The following is a 20577-nucleotide window of genomic DNA, read 5'->3' as shown; positions in this document are numbered from 1 at the left end:
GTCAGCACTTCACGCGCTTCTGCTCGCGGTCGACAGCGGCTTTGACGCCGGCGGAGGCGCGCGGAAATTTGCGGCCGACCTCGCCGAAGGCAGCACATGCAGCCTCCTTCTCCTTCAGCGCGGCGAGCGACTGGCCGAGCCGCAGCAGGGCATCCGGGGCCTTGGCCGATTTTTCGTATTTGGTGGTGACGGCGAGGAAAGCTTCCGCCGAGTCGCGATATTGCTGGCGCTGGAAGTAGCTCTCGCCAAGCCAATATTGCGCGTCCCCGAGCAGCGGATCGCTCGGATATTTCTGCGCAAAGGTCTTCATGGTCTGCTCGGCGAGCGCATAATCCTTGCGCTGCATGTAGCCGATGCCGAGGTCGAATTCGTCGCGCGATGATGCCGAGGGCGGCAGCGTCGCAGGGCCGCCGCCGGCCGGCGCGGGATAGCCGGGCTGGGCCGGCGCAGGCGCAGCAGCTTGCGGATAGCGCCCGCCATTGTTGGCGAGATCGAGCGGCTCGCCGGCGCCGCGACCGCCGGGCGCCCCGGCCGGAGCTCCTGCCGGCACCGGCTGCTGCCCGCCGCCGAGCGCGCGCGGCGCGCCCGGAGCGCTCGGATTCTGGCTCGGGTCGAACGCATCGCCGCGGCGGCGAACGCCGGGCGCGCCGGGCTGAGGTGCTTCCTGAACAATCGGGGCCGGAGCTGCGATCTGCGGCTCGTAATTCTGCTGGGCGGGCTGTTGCTGCTGCTGGCGATAGACCGGCGCGGACTGGGCGGGCGGTACGGCCGCGACGTTGGGCTGGACCGGTGCCTGTCCGGGTGCGGCTTGCGCACCGCCCTCGAACTGTCGGAGGCGCTCTTCGAGCTGCCGGTTACGATATTGCAGCTCTTCGTTCTGGCCGGTGAGCTGGCGCAGCTGGTTTTCCAGCCGCTCGATCCGCATCTCGGGGTCGGCATCGTCCGACTGCGCGAGCGCGGGCGAGCAAATGGAGAGCAGCGCGGCGATCGCCACGGTGCCGGTAATTGCCTTGAATTTCGATGACATCTTGCCCTGACGACGAAAGCGAAATGGCCTGCGACGGAACATTCGACGCGCCACACATTGAAGCGGAGTACGCCAAAAATGTGACTAGCACCACGGGGTTTTTGTCACAGATCGCTGAAACGAAACCGACGCCCGAGAGGGCGCCGGCGAAGCTTCCTGGTCGTCAAACGGCGGCTCTCAGGAGCTCGCGTTCAGCACGGTGACCGCGCGGCGGTTCTGCGACCAGCAGGAGATGTCGTTGCAGACGGCGACCGGCCGTTCCTTGCCGTAGGAGATCGTGCGCATGCGGTTCGGATCGATGCCGCGCGAGGCCAGGAACGAGCGCACCGACTGGGCGCGCCGGGCGCCGAGCGCGATGTTGTATTCACGGGTGCCGCGCTCGTCGGCGTGACCTTCGACGGTGAAGCTGTAGCGCGGATAGCTCTGGAGCCATTGCGCCTGCTTCTCCAGGGTCACGATCGCCTGCGGGGTCAGATCGGTCTGGTCGCTTTCGAAGAACACGCGGTCGCCCACGTTCACGACGAAGTCCTGCTGGCTGCCGGGCGTCGCAGCGCTGGCCATCGCATCGGCCCCCAGGTTCTTGTTGGCGCAGGCGCCCATCGACAACGCGACGGCAAGCACCGCGGCCAGCTTCAATCCCTGGAGGATACGCATAGGATGTTTCATTCCGGAGCCTCCACGCTCACGTTAGTCCACTGCTGTCTGGTCTACAGGGGGTTGGTTAAGCGAACGTTCCGTCAACCTTGATGGGACGTTGCCAGAGCCGGTCAAATGCCCCCGATCGGCCAAAAGCACCCGCGATGGTTAATGGGTTGTAAATGTGGCGCGAGGGTGAAGGCAAGCCACGTTAACCGGCAGAAGCGCTGGCTTCTGCCGGAATTTTGGACCCTCGGTCGATCCGAACGAAGATGACGCCGGCCGAAAAGCCGTGCGGCGGCGCGAGAGCACCGAGGCAGAATCAGGCGTGAGAGGCGTCCGCCACGAGCACCGGCCGTTGCGGAACCTGGCGCTGGCCGCCGCGCCCAAACAGCATCCGACGTTCGAAGGCCGTCGAGCGCATGATCGGATAGCGCTCGAATACCTTCTTGCGGAAGGCCGGGAAGTCGGCCCCCATCAGGCCGAATGCCTTGGTGAGGCCGGGGACCAACCGGGGCTGTGCGATGGGCGCGTGCAGGAAGACGCGGCGATAGAATGCTTGATGTTCGGGGCGCACGATCGCAAGGCCGAGATCGGCGTTGAAATGCTCGCACGCCATGTAGGCGAGGCGCAGCGTCAGATAGGGCAATTCCGGAACCCGCTTCGCCATGTCGGGGTCGGCGACAAATCGCGTCGGATCGATCATGACCTCGCCGCGCTCGAGCCGCGGCAGCACCACCTCGGGGAAGACGTCGGCCGAGGTCGACTCGCGCCATTCCGAGGTCAGCACGCTGATGCGCACGGAGCTGCAAAGTCCGCCGTGGAGATAGACACCGAACGTCCATGCGTTCGGAAGCTCGTCATACTGGTCGGTGACGCGTGCCTCGGAGGATTCCTTGACGGCACCTTCGCGCAGATAGGCGCGATAGCGGAGGTGATAGATCTCCTCCTTGTCCTCGACCGTTTCGGCAAGATGATAATCGACGTCGGTCAGGAGTTCGGCTCCGCGTCCAACAGCCGAAATGATCGCTCTGGCTGAGGACTGCATTCCAACTCCTTACTCATCGCTCACCACGCTCACACCTGGACGACTCCCGCAGGACAACTTGCGCGCGCGTGATAATTTGTTAACACCTTCTTAACAACGATGCAAAGCAATCGAAGGGTTAGGGTTAACCCCGTAGCACTACGGTGACCACCGCAACTGCCTGAAACGACGGGAAGTTTCCGGAAATGGATCAGGCGAAGGAACGCGAGGCGGCGACCTGGAGCAGGCTCTCGCCGCGGCGTCCATGCGAGGCGTTGAGGAGCTGGCGCATCCGCACGGCGGGCACCGGGCGGCTGAACAGATAGCCTTGCGCCTCGGAGACGGTGCCGTCGGCGCTGATCAGCTCGAGCTGCTCGTTGGTCTCGATGCCCTCGACCACGACCGCCATGCCGAGGTCGGCGGACAGGCGCGCCACGCCGCGCAGCAGCGTCAGCGGCCGGTCGGTGTCGATGCCCTCGAGGAAGGAGCGGTCGATCTTCACCTTCTGCATGGGGAAATTGTGCAAATAGCTGAGGCTCGAATAGCCGGTGCCGAAGTCATCCAGCGAAATGCGCACGCCCAACGCGTGCAGCTGCGACAGGATGTCGTGGGTGAGCTGGGTGTTGCGCAACAGCGACGATTCGGTGATCTCGATCTCCAGCCGGTGGGCCGGGAGCCCCGAGACCTCGAGCGCGTAACGGATTTCGCTGAGCACGTCGCGCTGGTGGAATTGCTGCGGCGAGAAGTTGACGGCGACGCTGACGCCTTCCGGCCACTTCATGCATTCCATGCAGGCCCGGCGCAGGATCCAGCGGCCGAGATCGACGATCAGGCCCATGTCCTCGGCGACCGGAATGATGTCGACCGGCGACACCGTGCCGCGCACCGGATGATTCCAGCGCAACAGCGCCTCGCAGGTGGTGATCTTGCCGGACTTCAGGTTGACCAGCGGCTGGTAGAACAGCTCGAACTCCTCGTTGGCGAGCGCCTTGCGCAGGTCGAGCTCGAGGATGCGGCGGGCCTCGACGGTCGCCGCCATCTCGTCGCGGAAGAAGCAGAAGGTGCCGCGGCCATCGGCCTTGGCACGGTACAGCGCCATGTCGGCGTTCTTGAGCAGCGTATCGGCGCTGACGCCGCCCGGCGAGGTCAGCGAGATGCCGACGCTGGCGCCGATCTCGACCAGATGATTGTCGATGCGGTAGCGCTCGCTCAGGCGCTCGACGATGCGGCGGGCGAGCGCCGCGGCGTCCTCGGGCGAAGAGATGTTCTGCTGGAACACGACGAATTCATCGCCACCGAAGCGGGCGACGAAATCCTCCGGCCGCAGCATCTCGCGCAGCCGGTTGGCGACCGCGCACAGGAGCTGGTCGCCGCAGGGATGACCCAGTGTATCGTTGACCTGCTTGAACTGGTCGAGATCGACGAAAAGCAGAGCGGAGAGACGCTCGGCATCGTGCGAATGCGCCAGCAGCCGCTCGATCTCGTCGCGGAAGCTGACGCGGTTGGGCAGCGCGGTGAGCTCGTCAAAGCGGGCGAGATGGCTGATCCGGGCTTCCGCATTGGTGCGTTCGGTGATGTCTTCCAGCAGCAGAACGGTGCCGCCGCCGGTCATCGGCTGGAACGTCCAGGCCAGCGCGCGGCCGCGCGCCGGGTCGGGATCGGCGGTGACGATCTCGCGAATCCGCGCGTGCTCGATCTCGGCCAGGATCTGATTGCCGCTGTCCGCCGAGATCGACCCGGCGGCAACGCAGGCCGACACGATGTCCGCGGCGATGGCGCCGCGCTTAACCAAACCGTCGGGCAGCGACATCACCTGGCCGAAGCGATGGTTCATCACCGCGAGCCGCCCGTCGGCGCGAAACATGCACAGGCCGTGCGGCATGTTGTTGAGCGCGGTATCGAACTGGCTTGCCAGTGCGGATTCGCGGAAGCTCGAGGTCAGCGCCTTGACGAAGATCGCGTGCAGGCTGAGGTTGATGTTCTTCAACCCGATGAAGAAGAACACGAGCAGGATCGCAAGGCCGATGTGGTAGAATCCGCCGTGTAGCAGCAAAGCGAGCGACATCGGACCGCAGGCCAGCGCGACGTGCCACTGGATCACTTTGGGCTGCCCGTAATTGCGGGCGGCGCCACCGGCGGTGTAGCCGATGCCGATGGCGACACAGAGCATGTCGGCAACCGCATCCTCGTTGTTGTAGATGACAACGAAGGCCCACACACCGAGCACGGCCGCATAACTCAGCGCGCCGGTCCAGTAACGCGGCTCCAGATGCTTGGCCTCTTCGAATGACAGTCCCTGCTGGCGGTTTTCGTATCCGCGCATCTGAAACGCGCGCGCGGTGCCGATGGCGATCAGCAGGAACGCGATCGGCCACAGCCAGACGTCGCCGGTCTTGAGCGCAGTCATCACCGCGGCCACGGCCGCGGAGGCCGAGCCCAGGAAGATAGCCCAGAAATTCTGCACCATAGAGTTGATGAGAGCGGCGTAGAGTATCGGCTCCAGCTCGTCTCGATCGCTCTGCTTCTGGTCGGCCAGCTGCATTGGCTTGTTACGCGTCCTGTTTGCCGCGTACTGTTACTCAGACCAGATGAAGCCTTTCTGAGGGAACATCGTTAAAGTCGAGTTGTTTTTCGGCAATAACGAACCTGTTTCCGCTGAAATATCAAGCAACTAGGCAAGCCTTGCCGACCGCAAGGTGAAGGAAAGCTTGCCAACCGCGCGGAAACCGAAAAAATCGGCACGCTTTTTCGAAAACATCGCGCGTCTGGACGCGCGATTTTTTAGCCCCGTTCTTTTTAGTCCCGATCTTTTAGCCCGAAGTCGAGGACAGCAGCGGCGACCACGCCGGGTCGGAGGCGAAGCCCGGCGTCGGCACCTTCAGCTCATTGCGGCCGGAGATGTCGACGGAGAACAGCGACGGCCCGCCGGCGCCGCCGGGATCGCGGAAGAACATCAGCACGCGGCCGTTGGGCGAAAAGGTTGGGCCCTCATTGTGGTAGCCGGACGTGAGCAGCCGCTCGCCGGTGCCGTCCGGCTTGATGACGCCGATCGAGAACTGCCCGCCGCCCTGCTTGGTGAACGCGATGTAATCGCCGCGCGGCGACCACACCGGCGTCGAATAGCTGGCGTTGGTGTCGTCCTTGGAGAAGGAGATGCGCTGCGCCGATCCGCCGCCCGCGGCCATCACGTAGATCTGCGGCCTGCCGCCGCGATCGGATTCGAAGCAGATGCGGGTGCCGTCGGGCGAATAGGACGGCGAAGTGTCGATCGCCGGCGTGTCGGTGAGGCGCGTGGTCGAACGCGAGCGCAGGTCCATCGCGAACAGATTGGAATTGCCGCCCTGCTGCAGGCTCATGATGACGCGCTGGCCATCCGGCGAGAAACGTGGCGCAAAGGTCATGCCCGGGAAGTTGCCGACGATTTCGCGCTGCCCGGTCTCGATATTATAGAGATAGACTTTTGGATCGCCCTGGCCGAACTCCATGTAGGTGATCTCTTGCGAGTTCGGCGAGAAGCGCGGCGTCAGCACGAGATCCGCGCCGCGGGTCAGGTAGCGCACATTGGCACCGTCCTGGTCCATGATCGCGAGCCGCTTGACGCGGCGCTCCTTCGGTCCGGTTTCGTCCACGAACACCACGCGGCTGTCGAAATAGCCTTTTTCGCCGGTCATCCGCTCGTAGATCTGGTCGGAGATGATGTGGGCGATGCGGCGCCAGTATTCCGGCGAGGTGAAATATTGCTGGCCGGCGAGCTGCTGGCCGGAGACCACGTCCCACAGGCGGAATTCGGCCTTGAGCCGGCCATCCGGCTGCCGCGTCATGCGGCCCGTGACCAGCGCCTGCGCGTTGATGGTCTTCCAGTTCTGGAATTGCGGCGCGACATCGATATTGCTGATGCGCTCGATGAAGGCGGCCTGGTCGATCGGGGCAAAGAGGCCCGAGCGCTTCAGATTGTTGGTGATGACCTGCGTGACACCATTGCCGACGTCGCCGTCCGACGGCGAGCCTGGCAGGAAATTGGTGATCGCGATCGGAACGGGCTGAAATTCGGTGGGGTCGATGCGGAGTCGACCCTGAGCCTGGGCGAAGGCGCGTCCGCCCCCGAGCATCGCAAGCGTCGATCCGGTCAGGGTCATGAAGCGGCGGCGGTTCATCGATCGGACGTCATTCATCGCAATATTCTTTATTCTTTTGTTCGGATGTCACAACATGTCTTTCAGGCCGAAAGTCATCGGAATGGTCTTCCAGCTGTCGTATTGCTGCTTCGGCATGAACGAATAAACTTGGCACTGCACGATGGCGCGCTTGGCGCTCTCCGCCACCGCCTGGGCAATCGACCGCGACGGCCCTCTCACCGCAACAACGATGGGCTCGGACGCCAGCGATCCATCGATCTTCATGGGAATGTCGATGTCGGCTTCGTACTGATCGGCGTCCTGCCCGTTATAGGTGGGCGTGAAGCAGCGCTTGACCGCGCCCTGGAATGCGCCTCGCCAGGTCGCGACGTTGGTGACAGCGGTCCCGGTATTCGATCCGAGCGAGGCGGACGCATTCATTGTCGTCCCGGTAAGCTCGTGCCGGGTCGGATCGCGCTTGTCGAGGTCGCGCTGAATCTGCGCGGGATCGAAACTGCGCTCCCTGGGTTTCGGCTGCTGCTGCGGTTGCGTCTGCGCAACCTTGGGCTCCGGCGGCTTGGGCGGCGGCTTCTTCGTCTCCAGCTTCTTCTGGAGTTCCGCGATCGGATCTTCCTTGGCCGGATCAGGTTTCTTTTCCTGCGGCTTCGGTTCCTCTTTGGGCTTGGCCTCGGCGACCGGCTTGGGCGGTTCGGGCTTCTTCTCGACCGGCTTTTCGACGGGCTTCGGCGGCGGCTCGGGCGTCGAGTTCGTCTTGATCAGCTCTTTCTTCGTGGTGACCTTGCCGGCGGAATCCTCATCGGGCGGCGCGTCCGCGACCTTCTCGACCTTGGGCTTCGGCTTGTCCTTCTCGCCGGTCTTCTGCCCCGCGGTGATCTGCGCGAGCTGATCGGTGGAGATGATGTCGATCGGAAGTGACTCTTCCGGCGCTACGAAAGCCTTGCTGCTAAAGGTGAACAGCCCCCATCCGATCACGAGGACGTGGAGGGCAATCGACGCAACGAGTGTCTTGTCGACGTTCACCTTCACCAGCTTAGGATCCCTGATCCGCTTCCGTGACGAGCGCCAGCTTCTTGAATCCCGCACCGGACAGGAGGCCCATCACCTTGGCCACCGTGCCGTAATCCGCCTTCTTGTCGGCGCGCAGATAGATGCGTTCCTCGAGCCCGCCGCGCGCGTCCGTGATCGCCTTCAGCTTCGGCACCAGCTCGTTGATCGCGATCTCGGCGTCGTTGATGAACACCTTGCCCTTGATGTCGACAGACATCTGGATCGGCTTCTGGTCGTTGGTCTCGAGGCTCTTGGCCTGGGTCTGCGGCAGGTCGAGCGGCACGCCGACGGTGAGCAGCGGCGCCGAGACCATGAAGATAATGAGCAGCACCAGCATCACGTCGACCATCGGCGTGACGTTGATCTCGGCCATGACCGGCTTGCGCCGGCTGCGACGGCCGCCGCCTCCGGACGAACTGGCTGCGTTCATGCCCATAATCTGCTGCCCAAATGTGCCGTCACACTATACATGCCGTCATACATGCCGTCCGTCAGCCCCGCTCGTCGATCTGACGCGACAGGATGGCCGAAAATTCATCTGCGAAGCCTTCGAGCCGCTGGGCCTGCCGGTTCACCTCGGAGGTGAACTTATTGTAGAAAATAGTGGCAGGAATGGCGGCGATAAGGCCGACGGCGGTCGCAAACAGCGCCTCGGCGATGCCTGGCGCCACCACCGCCAGGGAGGTATTTTTCGACGCCGCAATCGACTGGAAGCTCGACATGATGCCCCAGACCGTGCCGAACAGGCCGACGAAGGGGCCGGCGGAGCCGACGGTCGCGAGCACCAGGAGCCGGCGTTCCAGCCGCTCGATCTCGCGCGAGATCGAGACGTTCATCACCTTGTCGATGCGCATCTGAAGTCCCGCCACCGAGCGCGCGTGGCTCTCAAACGAGCGCTTCCACTCCCGCATCGCCGCCACGAAGCAGGCCGCCATGGAATGTGTCGGCTTGGCCGAGAGCGTGCGATAGAGCTCCTCGATCGACTCGCCGGACCAGAATGCCTGCTCAAAGCGGTCCATCGATCGGCGGGTGCGGGCAAACAGGAAAATCTTGTCGATGGCGATCGCCCAGACCCAGACCGAGCAGGACAGAAGTCCAAGCATCACCGCTTTCACGATCCAGTGAGCCTGCCAGAACAGCGCGATCAACGACACGTCGGCGGAGGCGGCAATCGGAAGGGCTGACTGAGCCACGTCGGCCGGATTCATAAGCTATATCCTCTCAAGGCGATCGTTACCTAACGTCCCCCGGCCAGCAAACGCCGGTTCCCCCAACAGCCGCGCAAACCGTGCAGCCGGCAAGCCCGTTCAAAGCCTAGTCTTTCTGGGGTGCAGGGCTCGTCCAAAGCCGGCCGTCTGCATTCCCTGCCAAGATGTCAAAACTAAGGGCCTCGACCACGGCTCTGGACGCGGCCGTCCTCAATTAGCAGTGCCCGGCGATAGTTAATGCGGGGTTACCAGCGGTGAATTTGGCTGCGGGAAAGGTAGGCAGTGCAGGCAGTTGCCGCCACGGATCCTGCACCACCCGATGTCGCCGCCCCCGGAGGAACCAGCCCCAGCCTCGGCGATTGTCCGGAAAATCACTTTCGGTGAGGCTTTGCCATGAGCATCAACCCCAAGACGACCGCCGCCGTCGGCGATCACCCGCTCCACCCGATGATTATCCCGTTTCCCGTGGCGTTCCTGGTCGGCGCGCCCATCGCCGATCTGGCTTTCATTGGCACCGGCGATGGCTTCTGGGCCAGGGCCGCAATGTGGCTGATCGGCGCCGGCATCGTCATGGCGCTCGTGGCCGCCGCGGCCGGCTTTACGGACTTCTTCAGCGAGCCCCGCATTCGCCAGCTTAACGATGCCTGGTACCACATGGTCGGCAATCTCACAGCGGTCGTGCTGGCCCTGATCAACTTCTACCTTCGCTATGCGCAAGGCACCGAGGCGGCGATCAAACCGTGGGGCGTGGTGCTCTCCCTGGTCGTCGTCGGCATCCTCCTGTTCACGGGATGGAAGGGCTGGGAGATGGTCTACCGGCATCACGTTGCGGTACTGGACGCACCGGGCCAGACCAGTTCGGAACCGGTCACGCCGCAGCATGGCGGTGAGAGCCATCGGCGCGCGGCCTGAGCGAGCCGCGTCGCCGAGCGCGCTCGGCATCGGCGACGCCCCTGCCCTACCACTTCTCCCTCGACGTCCGCACGTCGAGCTCGAACGACCAGGCGCGCTCGGGCTGGCGGTAGAGGAAGGTGAAGGCATCGACGATGCCTTCGATGTCGATCAGGCTGTCCTCGCGGCTCGCCGCATCGGGAAATCGCGTCAGAATCTTGTCGCCGCCGATGGCGCCGTCGACCACGACATGGCCGACATGGATGCCGTCGGGCGCGTATTCCTTGGCCATGGCCTGCGCTAGCGTGCGCAGCCCCGCCTTCGCCGAGTTGAAGGCGCCATAGCCGGAGCGCCCGCGCAGCGAGGCGCTGGCACCGGTGAAGAGCAGCGTGCCGGCCTTCTTCGGCGCCATACGGCGCACCGCCTCGCGGCCGAACAGGAAGCCGCCGAAGCAGACCACGCGCCAGGCCTTCTCAAAATAGTCGGCCTCCATCTCGATGATTTTTCCCGGCGTGTTGTTGCCGGCGTTGTAGATGGCAAGATCGAGGTTTTCGCCGGCGGCGTCGAACAAGGCGGCGATGTCGCTCTCCTTGGTCGCGTCCGCGACGATGGGGACGGCCGCCCCGCCCGCCTTTTCGATATCACCCGCAACTGCCTGCAACGCGGACAGCGTCCGGCCCGCGACGATCACCTTGAGTCCCTCGGCCGCAAAGCGCTTGCAGAGCTGCGCCCCGAGCCCGCGGTCCGGACCGACGCCGATCACGATTGCCGTCTTCATTGCACTCTCCGAAGATTGAAAGCTGATGATTTGACTTGATGGCTCAGGCCGCGGATGCGGGTTCGGGGCAATTGGTCAATCGCGCGGGATTGCCCACGGCGGTGCAGCCGCCGGGCACGTCGGTAGTCACGACCGTGCCGGCGCCGATCTTGGCGAAATCTCCGATCCTGACGTCGCCGAGAATCGTCGCGCCGGAGCCGATGAACACGCCGCGACCAATGCGAGGCGAGCGCGTCGGCAGTTCGCCGCGGCGGCCGATACTGACGTTCTGAAGGATGGTGGCCTCATCGCCGATCACCACATTGGCACCGATCACGATGCCGGTGGCATGGTCGAGGTACACCGACGATCCGATGCTCGCCGCGGGATGAATGCTGACCTGCAAGACGTTCGACGCTTCGTTCTGAAACAGCAGCGCCGCGTCGGTATGGCCGCGGCGCCACAGCCAGTTCGAGACGCGCCAGGCTTGCAGCGCGACGTAGCCCTTGAAATGCAGCAGCGGCGGCAACAGGCCGGGGACGGCGGGATCGCGGATCGTAATAGCCCGCAAATCACGACCTGCCGCTTCGACCAGCTCCGGCTCGCCGTCAAAGGCCTCGTTGGAAAATGCCGTAACGCGCGTGCGCGCGGCGGCGCTGTCGCCAAGCCGTCGCCCGACCAGATCGGACAAGGCGGCGGCGAAATCGTCGTGGGCGAAAATGGCGGCCGCAAGGACCGCACCGAATACGGGATCAGCAGCGGCCGCGCGCTGCGCCTCGCCGCGTATCTCCTGCCAGAGGCTGTCGCTCGTCGCAGCATCCGCCATCGCCGCCTCGCTTCCGTGTCACGTGTCGAATATAGGCCGTCAACGGCCCCCGCGCACCAAGTTGCATCCGCGGCAGGCGTGACGCCGCACCGCAGCTCCCGTGAGACTACGAGCTTGCATGCCAGTGATCCGCAACCATATACTTGGTCGGGTTTCGGCAAACGACTTTTCGGCCAACGACTTGAGCTAGCTGCGTATTTAACCCGGATGGACAAGTCGACCCGGACAATCTGTGCGCCCTGTGAGCGGCGGACCAAATCCGCCACCGGCTTGACCAGGGATGTACTCGCAAAGCATCTCGTCCAAGACCCCGCGGTGGTCCGCCATCCGCGGGGTTTTCGCACACGGCACGCCTTCGGCGCTTCCGGAGCAAGTTCCACTTCCCGTCATCCAAGGTCACCCTGAAACAATGTCGCCCAACGCACCCGCCGACGACCAACACGACGACATCATGTATCCCTCCGCCCTGCCGTTCCTGCTGGTCCATCTCGGCTGCTTTGCCGCGATCTGGTCAGGCATCACGTGGCAGGCCCTCGCGATCTGTGTGTCACTGTATGTCGTGCGGATGTTTGCAATCGGGGCAGGCTACCACCGTTATTTCTCGCATCGGGCGTTTGCGACCGGCCGGGTGTTTCAGTTCATCCTGGCCTGCCTCGCGCAGAGCACCGCGCAGAAGAGCGTTTTGTGGTGGGCGGCCAAGCATCGACACCATCATCTGCATTCCGATACCGAAAACGACGTGCATTCACCGCGTCACCGCGGCTTTCTGTACAGCCATCTCGGCTGGATTTTTTTCCGGCAGCACGACGCGACCGACCTCGTGAAAGTTGACGATCTCGCGCGCTATCCGGAGCTGATGTGGCTGCATCGGCTGGAGCTCCTGCCGGCCGTTGCGCTAGCAGCGCTCTGCTTCCTGGTTGCGGGGTGGCCGGGTCTGGTCGTCGGCTTCCTGTGGAGCACGGTGCTGCTCTATCACGCGACCTTCTGCATCAATTCCCTCGCCCACGTGCATGGACGCAAGCGCTACGTGACGGGCGATGATTCCCGCAACAACTGGCTGCTGGCGTTGTTCACGCTGGGTGAGGGCTGGCACAACAATCACCACGCCTACCAAAGCAGCGTGCGACAAGGCTTTCGCTGGTGGGAAATCGACGTGACCTATTACATCCTGAAGGTCTTGTCCTGGTGCGGCGTCGTCTGGAACATGAAGACGCCGCCCGAGCTGGTGCTGCGCAACGAGCAGCCGCTCGGCGCGCGGGTCATCAATCGGGCGGCCCACGAGCTTGCCGGACGGTTCGATGCGCAGACTCTGGCGCACGCGATCTCGTCGGCGTTGCGCCGAGCCGATTTGGCCCAGTTGCAACTGCCAACGCTGCACGACATCCTCAATCGCGCCCATGAAGGCGTCGATGCGCTGACGCATCTGCATTTGCCGAAGATTCCGACCCGCGACGAGTTTCTCGCCGAGGCCAAGGCGATGTTCGCGCGAACGCGATCACTTAACGAGATCGTGGACCGCGCCTACGAACACTTCCTGACGTCGGTTCGCGCGCAACTCGCCACGGCGAGCTGACCACGGCGATCTGAACATCGCGCCTGCCAGCCGCGCTCCCCCTCAAAACCGAACCGCCCGCCTGCGGGATACGCAGGCGGGCGGCTCGGGGCCATCAGGACTTTGGGGGCATGCGCCTGAAGGCTTTGAGAGGTCTCGGTCCCCGGATCAGCCTTTTTAGATCGGCCTTGTTAGATCAGCCTTGCGGCTGGTCGGTCGGCGGCGGGGTCGGACGGGTCTTGTGCTGGGCCATGAACTGGTCGAACTCTTCCTTGTCCTTGGCGTGGCGCAGACGGTCGAGGAAGTTCCTGAACTCGATCTGCTCCTCCTCGAGCCGCTGCAGTGTCTCGCTGCGGTATTCGTCGAAGGCGCGGTTGCCACTGGTGGGCGGACCAAAGCCGAAGCCGAAGCCGCGGCGCTCCATGCGGCCGCGCATGCGATCCATCTTGTACTGCATCCGCTCCATCTTGTTCTGCCAGCGATCCTGGTGGCTCCAGCAACCCATTTTTCTGCTCCCGAGTGTGAAAAAGAGAAGGGCAAGTCCGATCGGCCACCAGATGATGAAGCCGAGGATGGTCACGGCGATCCAGCCAGGATGCCAGGGCGTATCGAGCATGTGGGGGCGCTCGTAGTGTTGTTCCGAAGGGCCGCGCCATCGATTGACATCAGCGGTGTAGGCCATTTCCCTCTCCATGACGGCATCAGCGCCGTTGTGAATGTAAATAACATTTACATAGCTAGCCCATCCGGCGATTTTGTCAAGCCGGCCGCCGGACAGGGCCGTGGAATTATTTGCGCAATTTTATTTCGGCTTGCCCCAAGGACCGCCGGGAGGCACGCCAGAACCGGAGGGGGCCTCCGTTGGGATCGGTGGCGGCTCGGCGCTTTTCGCAGGCGGACGGCGATCGGTCGGGAAGCCGAGTCCGCGCAGATAGATCAGCACCTCGGCTTCAAGCAGTTCATCCGGCGACATCGGCAGCTTTCGCCGCGCGGCATCGCCGCGGGAGAACAGCGAGGCCACACCATGCGCCATCGACCAGATGTGCAGCGCCATCATCATCGCCGGCGGCCGCGGCGTGCCGGGCGGTGCGAGCGCCGCAAGCCGTTCGGCCGCGGCGCGGATGATGTTGAAGGCGCGTTCGCTGGCGGCCTGGAGCGCGGGATTGGCATCGACCGGCACGCCCGATTCGAACATCGCGTTGTAGAAAGCGGGCTCCTCGCGGGCAAAGGCGAGATAGGCCTTGCCGACACGTTCGAACGCCGTGACGGTGTCGGGACGGCCGTCATCCCAGGCCGCGGTCAGGCGCTGTTCGAACTGCTCGAAACCCCGCTGCGCGATCGAGGACAGCAGCTCGTCACGGTCGCGAAAATGCCGGTACGGCGCCGCCGCGCTGACGCCGGCCATGCGCGCGGCATCGGCGAAGGTGAAGCCAGCCGCGCCCTTCTCGGCGATCAGCCCGAGCGCAGCCTGCAACAAGGCTTCCTTCAGATTGCCGTGGTGATAGCCGCGCTCGGCGCGGCGCGTCTCCTTGCGCCAGCTCATGTGAACGGCTTTTACATGAGCCGGGCGCGCAGGTCACTAGCGGCGACGGGTTTTGGTGACCCCGTACTTGCACGGTCATTCCGGGGCACGACGGGACCGCCCGACGCGCGGTCCGTGACAATGAGGCCTTAACGACCCGGGATGGGCAGCACCGGCATGACCTCGATGGCCTCACCGGGGAAGATCGCAAAGTGCGGATGGTCCTTGAACAGGTCTGCGGCGGCTTCCTGCGAGACGGCGCGCACCACGGTGAAGCCGGTCAGGGCGTTGCTGACCTCCGTGACGCCGTTGGCGTCGATCCTCCGGGTCTTGCCGAGCGGTCCGCCCATCTCGACGATGACGGCCTTGTGCTTTTCGACCCAGCCGTGCCAGGCCGCCATGCCCTCCTGCTCCTTCGCCTTCCGCTCGGCTTCAGGGAGCGCGTGCCAAGCCGTCATTTTCGCGCCGGTCATGCTGCCGAGATAGACGGCGAGGAACGTGTGTTCAGTGCTCATAGGTATCTCCTCAGGTTGATAGATGAGAAAAGTTCAATGCGCTGGCCGCGGGCGAAGCCCTATCTCTTCTTCAGATCGCCAAAGCCGGCAGCCGCCTCCTGCACCTCCGGCGAAAAATCCGTCATCTCCTGCACCTGGCGAATCTCGATGACTTCGTTGGCCGACGCCGGGCACTTTTTCGCCCAGGCGATCGCTTCCTCGCGAGAATCGACCTCAATCATCCAGTAACCGCCCAAAACTTCCTTGGCCTCAGCGAAGGGGCCATCGGTCACGATCGGCTCGCCGGTTGCAAACGAGACGCGCGCGCCCATCGACGGCGGGTGCAGGCCGTCGAGCGTGATCAAGATGCCGGCATCCTTCAGCGCCTCGTTGTAACGCATCATTGCGGCGACGCGCTCAGGATCGAGTTGGACGTCCGGCGGCGCGGTCTCGTAACCGAGCGGGATCATCAGCATCATGAATCGCATGTGGGGTCCCTGACTGTTTTGAACGCTCAAGTCTCTCCACTCCGTCATTCCGGGATGCGCCGTCAGGCGCAGGCCCGGAATGACAGCGCAGTGAATTACTTCCTCGCCGCCTGCGCGCGGCCGAGCTGGCCACGCTCCCCTGCAAGACGAACGCCCTTTTACGGAACCGACACCGGGTCGGAAATTATTTCAAGGTGTCATTTCGGAGGACCTGGCAGGCCGCTAGCGCGGCTGCGGCACGAACCGGCCGTCCTGGAAGGCGGCGCCGAAATAGACCTCGATGCGGCGGACCTTGCCGCCGGCGAAGGTGAAGAACTCGGTGTTGCGAAAGCTCCTGCCATCTGTCGCCAGGCAGCGATAGGTAACGAAGGCCTCGTCGCCGGCGACGAAGATGCGCTCGATGTCGTGGCGCGCGATCCAGCCGGTGTCACGCCAGCAGCGTTCGAAATAGGTCGCCTTGTCGAGGTCGTCATCGAAGGGGCTGGTGAAGCGGAAGTCGTCGGTCAGCGCATCGGCGACCCCTTGCCTGTCGTTGGCGAGATAGGCGGCGAAGAGATTTCGGATCAGGTGCTCGTGATGGTCGGGCATGGTCGCTCCTTCTTCAAATCATCTGAAGCTCCCATGGAAGACGAACCGCGCGCACGCCTGCCGACATCGCACGCCGGTTCCGTGCCGGTAGTTCCAGTCCGCCGTCCACCGCCACGTCACTTCGCTTGTTCCCTCCGGCAACGATTTGAAAGCCTTTCTTGCCGGGACCAAAGCGAAGTAAAAGGAGCCGGCGCTCGCGCGCGACCGACCTCCCGGACCCCAGGACAGATCAGCAAATGCCGCAATCCCCGCGAAAAGTCGCCCTCGTCACCGGAGCCGCGCGCGGCATCGGGCTTGCCACCGCGAAGAAATTCCTGACCGAGGGTTGGCGCGTGGCGCTGCTCGACATCGAAGGCGAATTGCTCAGTCGCGCGGTTGCCGAGATCGGCCAGGGCGAAGCAACGCTGGCGCTGACCTGCGATGTCTCAGACAGCGCCGCGGTCGGTGCCGCGATGACGACGATCGAACGCCAGTTCGGCCGGCTCGATGCGCTCGTCAACAATGCCGGCATCGCGGTGTTCGCGCCGCTGATGGAGACGGCGGACGCCGACTGGCGCCGCGTGCTCGAAGTCAACCTCACCGGTCCCTTCCTCTGCACCAAGGCGGCGGTGCCGTTGATGCGCGACGGCACCGGCGGCGCCATCGTCAACATCACCTCGATCTCGGCGGTGCGCGCCTCGACGCTACGCTCGGCCTACGGCACCAGCAAGGCCGGGCTCGCGCATCTGACCAAACAGCTCGCGGTCGAGCTCGCGTCTCTCAACATCCGCGTCAATGCGGTGGCGCCGGGGCCGGTCGACACCGCAATGGCGAAGCAGGTGCACTCGCCGGAAATCCGCGCCGATTATCACGACGCCATTCCGCTCAACCGCTACGGCCTGGAAGAGGAACTCGCGGAAGCGATCTTCTTCCTGTGCTCAGGACGCGCGAGCTACATCACCGGCCAAATTTTGGCCGTCGATGGCGGCTTCGATGCAGCGGGTATCGGCCTGCCGACGCTGCGCGGGCAGCGCCGCAACGGGTAGGGCCGGGGATCGAATTCGTGGAGCGTTCCATGCATCGCACGACGATCGTCAAAGCCTGGGTGCTCGCCGCCGTAATGTTCGCCTCCGCACCCGCTGCCGCCGAAGTCCGCATCATCCAGAGTCCGGGCGGACAGGTCGGGCCGTTCCTCGATTTGTTCGAGAAGGTGCGCGAGAGCGGTGAGCGCGTGGTGATCGACGGACCCTGCCTGTCCGCCTGCACACTGGTGCTGAGCATCGTGCCGGGCGAACGCATCTGTGTCACGAAACGTGCCACGCTCGGCTTCCATGCGGCGCGCTCGGTCGACCGGCGCGGGCGTTTTTTCGCCGAACCGGAAGCATCCGAAACAGTGCTGCAGGCCTATCCAGGCCCGGTGCGCGACTGGATCAGCCACCACGGCGGCCTCACGTCGCGGTTGCTTGTGTTGAAGGGACGCGATCTCGCCGCGATCTATCCACGCTGCCGATGACGATTCGACGGCCCGCGACAGCGTGACCGGGATCAATACGCCCGGTGTCCGACGAATAGGCAGTTCCGTGAAATTCGGCTCTCCGGACGCCGAATCCGCTCAACCGCTTCGCAACGCCTGCCCAATTTACGCGGTTTCCCGATTTCCCGACCGTCTATGATGAGTACCGTCAGACTGAAGGCCTCGACGGCCGCGGAGCGTCAGATCTCAGCGGTGGTCGCAGACGACGATGGTTCCGCTTTTTCAAGATTGGTCATTTTCAAACGGGTCGCTTGCCATGCAGCCCCTCGATTTTCGCTACCGCCTGTCGGACCAGGGACGCATCGTCCTTGGTCAACTGAGCTCCAAAGAAACCCTCGAATTCGAAGTGCTGTCGCGGCGCGACCGCGAGGGCCTGATGGACCTGTCGTCGGAGCTGCGGCTGCTCGAGCTCTACGTGAGGTATCATAATGGCTCGGGCGCTCAGGCTCCGGTCGCGCCATCACCGCCTGCGTGGCAAACGAGCGAGCCGCCGCGACGGCGAACGCCGCCGCAGACTCTGCGGCCACGCAACTACATCGTTCCCATGGTTGTCTTGGCAAGCGTCAGCTTCACGCTGATCGCGTTGCTTGCGAGCTGACGCGATGTGCGGCGTCACCAGGATTACGCTGCATCTGCGAACGACGTCACACTAACGCCAAGTTGGCTTGGCATGTCTGACGCCACACGACAGCGATGCTGCGGAGGCTTCTCATGACCATCATCAGTACCGACGGACATGCGGAGATACAGCCGCAGTCACCTCCGGCTCGGCCAGGCGGCGGCCAAACGGTCGCCGTCGCGTTTCTGCTGACGAGCGCGGTTGCAACGCTGGTCTGGCTCTACGCCCTTTCCGAGGGAGCCATGGCCGTCGCGCACTGGTTGTGGTCCTAAAGGAATCTCTGGATCAACTGCGCCAACTCCAGGCTCGCGCAGATGAGCATTCCCCAAAGTGCAAAGTTGATCTGTAGCGCCGCCGCCATCGGTCGCTCCCCTTCCAAGTCACGCCCACCCCAGTTTGTACTTATTGTGAAAGAAAATAGCGATTCGGACGCGGAGTTTACAGCCTAATCTTGCGCCAGTTGTTGTGCGATGCGGTCCACTCCATTTCACGCGGGCTCTCGCTGCTCTCGCAGAGTGAGGCGAAAGCAAAATCCATATGCCGGCCTCGGTGTTTCCTTTTAATTCCATTTAACCGACGCGATGCAATGGTTCCCACGCGGATCTTGCGTGTCGCGTTACCGCACAACAGGTCCGGCATGATGCGACGCAGCTTCGTCTTGCTCACTTTTTGCGCAGCGCTCATGGGATGCGCGGCCGCGCCGGCGCAGGAGCGCCGTCCGATCGCATGGGACGGCCTCGGCCAGGATCCGAACCGCCCCTCCGTCACGAAGCGTCGCGTGACGAATCAAGCACCCACAGCGAGGAATCAAGCACCCACAGCGAGTGATCCCAATCAGGAACGGGAAAGAGTGCTCGGCACGTTGCGCCCGTACTCCGATGCATGGTGGGTCCATGACGAGATCGAAGCGGAGAATGACAGGCAGCTCGGCACGAAGCTCATGATCTGCCGTCGCTGCCGTCCGTCGCCGCCGCCGAGCGAGGACGTGACGGGATCGGTTCGTTGAGAGAGCGCGCGGCCGATCGGCGTATGACGTGACGACCTTATGCGCGACGCCCTCGCCCGCAACAACGGAGAGAGAGCGTCGCAACTTGGAGCTATCGAGACGACAGCGCCCGTGTCACATCCCTTCCGCCGGGCAGTTCACCATCCAGGGAATGCCGAACTTGTCGACGCACATGCCAAAGCCCTTGGACCAGAAGGTCTTGCTGAAGGGCATGGTGACGGTACCGCCGTCGGCGAGCGCGTTGAACTTGCGCTCGCCCTCCGCGGGGTCCGCAACTGTAAGCGAGATCGAGAATCCTTGCGGCTTCTCAACATGCTCGGGCGGCGCGTCGGAGGCCATCAGCACGCTGCCGCCGGGCAGCGACATCCGCGCGTGCATGATCGTCTTCTCACGTCCGGGCGCGGCGGGCGCGTCCGGCGGCGCGTCGGAGGCGCGCAGCATCATCTCGATCTTGCCGCCGAGAACCTTGGCGTAATAGTTGAACGCCACTTCGCAGGTGTCCTGATAGAACAGATAGGGATTGAGCATCGTTTCTCTCCTTTTTCTTTCCTTGGGTATGAACCGCGTTACTTCTCGGTGAGCTTCTTCAGGCTGGCGAGGCCGGCCTCAAAGTCCTTGCCGATCATGCTGTCCATGTTGATGAAGACCTGCATGACCTTGGACAGGAACGGAGCCGGACCGTACATCGCCCACGTGACCAGTGTGGCATCGCCTTGCGGCACAAAGGTGAACTCGGCGGTGTTGTGGCCCTCGAACGGCCGCTCGAAATCGAGCTTGATGCGGAGCTCCGACGGCGTGTTTGCCTCGAGGATCTCCATGTGGCCGGCGCCGACATTGTTGTTGCCGTCCCATGCATAGGCGGCGCCTTTGCCCTGCGCTGCGCCCCCGAACGTGCGCTTCATGGCGGGATCGCGGCCCTCATAGGGCGACCAGCCGGTCCAGCGATGGAAATCGGCGACCACGGGATAGATGGCATCGGCCGGTGCCTTGACGGCGAGCGAGCGCTCGACACGGAAGGTGTCGGGCTTGGTGTGCGCGAAGACGAGCACGGCGGCAACGCCGGCCGCGAGCACGATGGCGATGATGGCAATGGCTTTCAGCATGAATGACTCCCTGGATACGGGCCTAGGACGAAGGGGAAAGGCTGGGACCGACAGGGTGGAACAGAAATTTTTTCACGTCATTCCGGGGCGGCTAAGAGCCGAACCCGGAATCTCGAGATTCCGGGTTCGCGTCTTCG

Annotated in this window: 24 protein-coding genes; 7 read left to right on the top strand and 17 right to left on the bottom strand. The window is 63.8% G+C overall.

Annotated elements, in window-relative coordinates; all coding sequences use genetic code 11:
* Position 1 precedes the first annotated feature (1 nt).
* From ybgF to tolQ, 8 genes are all read right to left on the bottom strand, one after another.
* Complete coding sequence (gene ybgF / locus IVB18_RS06835) at positions 2-1027, bottom strand: tol-pal system protein YbgF (RefSeq protein WP_247988453.1); 1026 nt, start codon at positions 1025-1027, stop codon at positions 2-4.
* Between the two features lie 177 nt (positions 1028-1204).
* Positions 1205-1693, bottom strand: a complete 489-nt coding sequence (gene pal / locus IVB18_RS06830) for a peptidoglycan-associated lipoprotein Pal (RefSeq protein ID WP_247988452.1) — start codon at positions 1691-1693, stop codon at positions 1205-1207.
* Positions 1694-1985: 292 nt separating this feature from the next.
* The gene (locus IVB18_RS06825) at positions 1986-2711 is read right to left on the bottom strand and encodes a hypothetical protein (RefSeq protein ID WP_247988451.1); all 726 of its coding nucleotides are present in this window, start codon (positions 2709-2711) and stop codon (positions 1986-1988) included.
* Between the two features lie 190 nt (positions 2712-2901).
* Positions 2902-5232 (bottom strand): EAL domain-containing protein, encoded by a 2331-nt coding sequence (locus IVB18_RS06820; RefSeq protein WP_247988450.1) that lies wholly within the window; start codon positions 5230-5232, stop codon positions 2902-2904.
* Positions 5233-5500: 268 nt separating this feature from the next.
* Entirely contained in the window at positions 5501-6862 is a 1362-nt protein-coding gene (gene tolB, locus IVB18_RS06815) for a Tol-Pal system beta propeller repeat protein TolB (RefSeq protein WP_247988449.1), read from the bottom strand.
* 30 nt (positions 6863-6892) lie between these two features.
* Entirely contained in the window at positions 6893-7852 is a 960-nt protein-coding gene (locus IVB18_RS06810; protein WP_247988448.1) for a protein TolA, read from the bottom strand.
* Between the two features lie 4 nt (positions 7853-7856).
* Positions 7857-8309: a protein TolR gene (gene tolR / locus IVB18_RS06805; RefSeq protein WP_247988447.1), complete on the bottom strand. Its 453-nt coding sequence runs from the start codon at positions 8307-8309 to the stop codon at positions 7857-7859.
* Positions 8310-8364: 55 nt separating this feature from the next.
* A complete protein-coding gene (gene tolQ, locus IVB18_RS06800) occupies positions 8365-9081 on the bottom strand; it encodes a protein TolQ (RefSeq protein WP_247988446.1) in 717 nt (238 codons plus the stop codon).
* 393 nt (positions 9082-9474) lie between these two features.
* On the opposite strand from tolQ, the gene IVB18_RS06795 reads away from it, so the two are divergent.
* Positions 9475-9993, top strand: a complete 519-nt coding sequence (locus IVB18_RS06795) for a DUF2231 domain-containing protein (RefSeq protein WP_247988445.1) — start codon at positions 9475-9477, stop codon at positions 9991-9993.
* A gap of 46 nt (positions 9994-10039) precedes the next feature.
* Here the strand turns inward: IVB18_RS06795 and IVB18_RS06790 are convergent, their stop codons facing one another.
* Positions 10040-10750 (bottom strand): SDR family NAD(P)-dependent oxidoreductase, encoded by a 711-nt coding sequence (locus tag IVB18_RS06790; RefSeq protein ID WP_247988444.1) that lies wholly within the window; start codon positions 10748-10750, stop codon positions 10040-10042.
* Between the two features lie 43 nt (positions 10751-10793).
* On the bottom strand, positions 10794-11555 hold the full coding sequence (locus IVB18_RS06785; RefSeq protein WP_247988443.1) for a DapH/DapD/GlmU-related protein: 762 nt from the start codon (positions 11553-11555) through the stop codon (positions 10794-10796).
* A gap of 409 nt (positions 11556-11964) precedes the next feature.
* Here IVB18_RS06785 and IVB18_RS06780 point away from each other — a divergent pair, with 409 nt between their 5' ends.
* Positions 11965-13128, top strand: coding sequence for an acyl-CoA desaturase (locus IVB18_RS06780; protein WP_247988442.1), 1164 nt, complete (start codon positions 11965-11967; stop codon positions 13126-13128).
* 175 nt (positions 13129-13303) lie between these two features.
* On the opposite strand, the gene IVB18_RS06775 is transcribed toward IVB18_RS06780, so the two are convergent.
* From IVB18_RS06775 to IVB18_RS06755, 5 genes are all read right to left on the bottom strand, one after another.
* Positions 13304-13789 (bottom strand): DUF2852 domain-containing protein, encoded by a 486-nt coding sequence (locus IVB18_RS06775; protein ID WP_247988441.1) that lies wholly within the window; start codon positions 13787-13789, stop codon positions 13304-13306.
* Between the two features lie 120 nt (positions 13790-13909).
* Positions 13910-14650, bottom strand: a complete 741-nt coding sequence (locus IVB18_RS06770) for a TetR/AcrR family transcriptional regulator (RefSeq protein WP_247988440.1) — start codon at positions 14648-14650, stop codon at positions 13910-13912.
* A gap of 128 nt (positions 14651-14778) precedes the next feature.
* Entirely contained in the window at positions 14779-15144 is a 366-nt protein-coding gene (locus tag IVB18_RS06765) for a hypothetical protein (protein WP_247988439.1), read from the bottom strand.
* A 59-nt stretch (positions 15145-15203) separates the two neighbouring features.
* Entirely contained in the window at positions 15204-15611 is a 408-nt protein-coding gene (locus tag IVB18_RS06760; RefSeq protein ID WP_247988438.1) for a YciI family protein, read from the bottom strand.
* A 222-nt stretch (positions 15612-15833) separates the two neighbouring features.
* Positions 15834-16199: a nuclear transport factor 2 family protein gene (locus tag IVB18_RS06755; protein WP_247988437.1), complete on the bottom strand. Its 366-nt coding sequence runs from the start codon at positions 16197-16199 to the stop codon at positions 15834-15836.
* Positions 16200-16435: 236 nt separating this feature from the next.
* On the opposite strand from IVB18_RS06755, the gene IVB18_RS06750 reads away from it, so the two are divergent.
* The 5 genes from IVB18_RS06750 to IVB18_RS06730 all read left to right on the top strand — a co-directional run bounded on the left by IVB18_RS06750 (position 16436) and on the right by IVB18_RS06730 (position 19337).
* Positions 16436-17224 (top strand): SDR family oxidoreductase, encoded by a 789-nt coding sequence (locus tag IVB18_RS06750; RefSeq protein WP_247988436.1) that lies wholly within the window; start codon positions 16436-16438, stop codon positions 17222-17224.
* A 29-nt stretch (positions 17225-17253) separates the two neighbouring features.
* Entirely contained in the window at positions 17254-17691 is a 438-nt protein-coding gene (locus tag IVB18_RS06745; RefSeq protein WP_247988435.1) for a hypothetical protein, read from the top strand.
* Between the two features lie 277 nt (positions 17692-17968).
* Positions 17969-18310 carry a hypothetical protein gene (locus IVB18_RS06740; RefSeq protein WP_247988434.1) on the top strand — a complete coding sequence of 114 codons (342 nt, stop codon included), beginning with the start codon at positions 17969-17971 and terminating at the stop codon, positions 18308-18310.
* A 113-nt stretch (positions 18311-18423) separates the two neighbouring features.
* On the top strand, positions 18424-18603 hold the full coding sequence (locus tag IVB18_RS06735) for a hypothetical protein (RefSeq protein WP_247988433.1): 180 nt from the start codon (positions 18424-18426) through the stop codon (positions 18601-18603).
* Between the two features lie 365 nt (positions 18604-18968).
* Positions 18969-19337: a hypothetical protein gene (locus IVB18_RS06730; RefSeq protein ID WP_247988432.1), complete on the top strand. Its 369-nt coding sequence runs from the start codon at positions 18969-18971 to the stop codon at positions 19335-19337.
* Between the two features lie 114 nt (positions 19338-19451).
* On the opposite strand, the gene IVB18_RS06725 is transcribed toward IVB18_RS06730, so the two are convergent.
* Both IVB18_RS06725 and IVB18_RS06720 read right to left on the bottom strand, forming a co-directional pair.
* A complete protein-coding gene (locus IVB18_RS06725; RefSeq protein WP_247988431.1) occupies positions 19452-19865 on the bottom strand; it encodes a VOC family protein in 414 nt (137 codons plus the stop codon).
* 38 nt (positions 19866-19903) lie between these two features.
* A complete protein-coding gene (locus IVB18_RS06720; RefSeq protein ID WP_247988430.1) occupies positions 19904-20440 on the bottom strand; it encodes an SRPBCC family protein in 537 nt (178 codons plus the stop codon).
* Between the last annotated feature and the right edge of the window lie 137 nt (positions 20441-20577).

This window comes from Bradyrhizobium sp. 186, assembly GCF_023101685.1.
In the GTDB taxonomy this organism is placed as follows: Bacteria; Pseudomonadota; Alphaproteobacteria; order Rhizobiales; family Xanthobacteraceae; genus Bradyrhizobium.
The sequence above is the reverse complement of the archived record's forward strand: the minus strand, read 5'-3'. Positions and strand labels throughout refer to the sequence as shown.